The sequence below is a fragment of the Promicromonospora kroppenstedtii DSM 19349 genome (genome assembly GCF_000515355.1).
Lineage (GTDB): Bacteria > Actinomycetota > Actinomycetes > Actinomycetales > Cellulomonadaceae > Promicromonospora > Promicromonospora kroppenstedtii.
In genome coordinates, this window is the sequence record NZ_KI911686.1 from 189,915 (window position 1) to 194,122 (window position 4,208).

Sequence of the window (4,208 nt, forward strand, 5' to 3'; positions counted from 1 at the left end):
GACGCCCCGGAGCCGGACGACGCCCCGGAGCCGGGCGACGCCCCGTCGTCCGCCCCCGGAACCGCGACCGACACCGAGGCGATCCCCAGGGCGGAGTCGCTCAGCGGCGCGCTGCGCGCGCTCTCGCAGAAGTCCGCGGCCGTGGTCGTCGCGGGCGCGATGGCGGTCGGTGGCATGAGCCTGCCGGCCTCGACGTCGGGCGCCGAGGCCAAGCAGGACGACTCGTTCTGGTGCGTGGTCTTCGGGGCGTGCGACGAGGGGGACGCCGAGCCGTCCGCGTCGCCCACGCCGTCGCCCAGCGCGTCCGAGACCGCGGGGGAGGACGAGGACCCGGTCGGAGACGCGGTCGACGACGTCACCGGCGGTGGGACCGACCCGGCCGACGACGCCGGCTCCGGGGGCAAGGACGAGGACGGCGGCAAGGGTGCGGCGGACGAGGGCGACGAGCCCGAGTGCCAGGAGCCCACGCAGGACGGCGAGGTCCCCGCGGACGCCGCCGACGAGGCCCCGAGCGACCCCTGCGGCGAGATCGACCCGCAGGCGACGATCGAGGAGGCCCTGCACACCGAGCTGGGCACCTGCGTGAAGGTGACCTTCGGCGGCAGGTACGACCTCAACGTCGACCTGCCCGGCCAGTGCGGCGCCAAGGAGGACGGCTCGGTCTTCTCGCTCCCCGCCGACCTGGAGAGCCGCGACCTGACCATCCCGCTCACCGGCATCAACGGGATCGGCCTGGCGAACGTGCCGGTCAAGAACGACGGCACACGACGCGACGCCATCAAGATCTCGGCCGACAAGGTGGTCGTCGACGGCTTCTGGCTCAAGTCGTACGCCTACGACGAGGGCACGGTCGCGGGCACGGACACCCGGGCGGACTCCGTGTCGCTCGAGGGCGACGCGCACATGTACGTGTCGTCGATCCACGCGAACCTGCCCGACGGCCAGGACCTCCTGGAGGTCGCGACCAAGGTGCTCGAGGGCGCCTCGCTGATCGAGATCCTGCTGACGGCCACGGACGCGCGGATGGGCTTCATCGGCGCGACGTCCGACCGGCAGGTGTGGGACCACTTCCGCGAGCAGGTCTGGGGCGACCCGGCCCGCCCGATCGGCAAGGGCCCGACGGCGGGCACCCCCTGACCGCCGCCACCCGTTGAGTGCTGGGTATTTGTCGCCGGAACCGCCTCCGACCAACAAATACCCAGCACTCAACGGGTGTGGGTGACTCAACGGACGGTCAGGACACCGCGCCCAGGGCGTAGCGCATGGGCTCCAGCTTGGCCTCGGACTCGGCCAGCTCGGCCTGCGGGTCCGACGCCGCGACGATGCCGCAGCCCGCGAACAGCCTGATGTGCCGCGGGTCGGTCGCGGAGATCTCCGCCGACCGCAGGGCGATGCCCCACTCGCCGTCGCCGTCCGCGCCGACCCAGCCCACCGGACCCGCGTACCGGGCGCGGTCCAGCCCCTCGATCTCGCGGATCAGGCTGCGCGCGGCGGTCGTCGGCGTGCCGCACACGGCCGCGCTCGGGTGCAGCGCAGCGGCCAGCGACAGGGACGACGGGGCGCGCCCGCCCCGCTGGTCGGTCAGCACGCCGGTCACGTCGGTGGCGAGGTGCATGACGTTCGGCAGGTGCAGCACGAACGGCGCCTCGGGCACGTTCATCGAGGAGCAGTAGGGCTCCAGGGCGGCGGCCACGGAGCGCACCGCGAACTCGTGCTCCTCCAGGTCCTTGGAGGACCGGGCGAGCTGGGCCGCGCGCAGCAGGTCGGCGTCGTCGGCGTCCGCCATGCCGTGCTCGCGCCGGATCGTGCCGGCCAGCACGCGGGAGGCCACCAGGCCCTTCTCGCTGCGCACCAGCAGCTCTGGCGTCGCGCCCACCATGCCGTCCACGCTGAAGGCCCAGCAGGCGTCGTACGCGGACGCCAGGCGGCCCAGCAGGTGCCGGGTGTCCAGCGGGTGCTCGGCGGTCGCCACGACGTCGCGGGCGAGCACCACCTTCTCCAGCTCGCCGGTCTGGATCCGGGCGATGCCCTCGGCCACCACGGCCGGCCAGTCCGCCGCGGCGACGGCGCCGTCGGCCAGCGTCACGCGGCCTGGCTCGGTGACCGGCTGCCGCGGGTAGGCGGACAGCAGGTCCTCGCCCACGGGCGCGGACCGGTCGCCCACCAGGGAGATCGTGGTCATCCAGGTCCGCTCGCCCCGCCGTCCGACGACGACGCGCGGCACGATCAGCACGCCGCTCGCTCGCGCGGGGTCCTCGGCCTCGTCCCCGGGGGAGACGTCGTCGAAGGCGAAGCTGCCGAACGCGACCAGGCCGCTGCCGGGCAGGTTGACGTCGTCGTGCACCACGGCGTTGTCGAGCACCTGGCGCCACGCCTCGTCGGCGTCGGCGAACCGGCCGGGGCCGAAGGTCTCGAACCGCAGCGCCTCGCCCCAGCCCACGAGCCCGTCGCCGTGCCGTACCCAGGCCAGCGCGTTGGTGTCGGGCAGCCGGTCGACGAGCGCCGTCGGCGTGCCGGGCAGGTCGTCCGTCGCCACGGTCCGCACCACGAGCAGCGGGCCGTTCGGAGCGCCGGGCGGCGCCTCGTCGGACGTGGTCGGCGCCTCGGCCGGCCAGGAGTCGTACACGCTGATGCCGGAGGGGGAGCCGGTGGGTGTGCCGGGGGTGCCGCCGGAAGGTGAAGCGATCATCGCTTTCAGCATAAGCGCGCGGGCCCCGAGCGCCTGCCGCCGGTAAGGGAGGTCACAGCGGATGGTCCGTAACCCCCGGGCGACCCTGCGGCGTGAAACGATGGCGGCTATGTCCCGTGCAAGCCTGGAGAAGAAGCCGGCCGAGGTCGCGTCGATGTTCGACGGCATCGCCGCCCGCTACGACCTGACGAACGACCTCATCTCGATGGGGCAGGACCGCCGCTGGCGCCGCCTCACGGTCGAGGCGGTCGCCGCGATGCCGGGCGAGCGCGTGCTCGACCTCGCCGCGGGCACCGGCACCAGCAGTGAGCCCTTCGCGGCCGACGGCGCCTTCGTGGTCCCGTCCGACTTCTCGATCGGCATGCTCCAGGTGGGCAAGCGGCGTCGTCCGGACCTACCGTTCGTCGCGGGCGACGCCACCAGGCTGCCGTTCGCGGACGAGTCGTTCGACGCCGTGACGATCAGCTTCGGCCTGCGCAACGTCGTGGACACGAGCGTGGCGCTGAAGGAGATGCGGCGCGTGGTGCGGCCGGGCGGCCGGATCGTGATCTGCGAGTTCTCCACCCCGACCTGGGCCCCGTTCCGGAAGGTCTACCAGGAATACCTGATGCGCGCGCTGCCCGTGGTGGCGAACGCCGTGACCCGGGACAAGGGGTCCTACGACTACCTGGCGGAGTCCATCCGGGGGTGGCACGACCAGGTCGATCTCGCGAAGCTGATGCTGGAGGCCGGGTGGGAGCACGCCGCCTACCGCAACGTGTCGGGCGGCATCGTGGCGCTGCACCGGGCGGTCCGCGCGGCCTGACCCCTCCCGTAGTTCTTCCGCGAGGTCGTGACTTTGCATCGAGATCGGTCCAGCGTTGGACCGATCTCGATGCAAAGTCACGACCTCGTCGCCCTGGGCGCCGGCGACCTCCCCAAGTAAGGGGAACCTTCCTACACAATCCCCCCTAAGTGTGGCTAGGGTGTCGGTGTTGTGACAGGGTTCACAAGGGCTTGTCATGAAGCCCTTGCCGAACCCCGCACAACAGGTCAGCAACGACCAGGCAGCGGGTTCCCAACGGGGGTGAACGTGCGAAGAGCGATACGCGACGACGCGGATGTCATCGTGGTGGGCGCCGGTCCGGCCGGCTCGTCCACCGCGCACTGGTGCGCGGCCGCGGGGCTCGACGTGCTGCTGCTCGAGAAGGGCGAGTTCCCCCGCGACAAGATCTGCGGCGACGGCCTCACGCCGCGCGCCGTCGCGGAGCTGGTCCGCATGGGCGTGCCGACCCGCCAGGAGGACGGCTGGATCCGCAACCGCGGCCTGCGCGTCCACGGCGGCGGCCGCTCCTACGAGCTGGACTGGCCCGCCCTGACCACCTACCCGGGCTACGGCATGGCCCGGACCCGGATGGGCCTGGACCATACCCTGGCGCAGCACGCCCAGGCGAGCGGCGCCAAGCTCCTGCAGCGCACCAAGGTCACCGGCCCGCTGCGGGACGACGACGGCCGCGTCGTCGGCGTCACCGCCCAGCCG

3 protein-coding genes and 1 pseudogene are annotated in these 4,208 nt (G+C 72.9%); 3 read left to right on the top strand and 1 reads right to left on the bottom strand.

Going from position 1 to position 4,208, the window contains the following annotated elements:
* Positions 1-1,137 (top strand): annotated as a pseudogene (locus PROKR_RS15520) (hypothetical protein); the annotation flags it as partial.
* A 97-nt stretch (positions 1,138-1,234) separates the two neighbouring features.
* Here the strand turns inward: PROKR_RS15520 and PROKR_RS15525 are convergent.
* Positions 1,235-2,689, bottom strand: coding sequence for an isochorismate synthase (locus PROKR_RS15525; protein WP_036964524.1), 1,455 nt, complete (start codon positions 2,687-2,689; stop codon positions 1,235-1,237).
* 109 nt (positions 2,690-2,798) lie between these two features.
* Here PROKR_RS15525 and PROKR_RS15530 point away from each other — a divergent pair, with 109 nt between their 5' ends.
* Both PROKR_RS15530 and PROKR_RS15535 read left to right on the top strand, forming a co-directional pair.
* Positions 2,799-3,494, top strand: coding sequence for a demethylmenaquinone methyltransferase (locus tag PROKR_RS15530; RefSeq protein WP_036964525.1), 696 nt, complete (start codon positions 2,799-2,801; stop codon positions 3,492-3,494).
* Between the two features lie 267 nt (positions 3,495-3,761).
* A partial coding sequence (locus PROKR_RS15535; RefSeq protein WP_245605842.1) for an FAD-dependent oxidoreductase occupies positions 3,762-4,208 on the top strand: 447 nt, incomplete at its 3' end.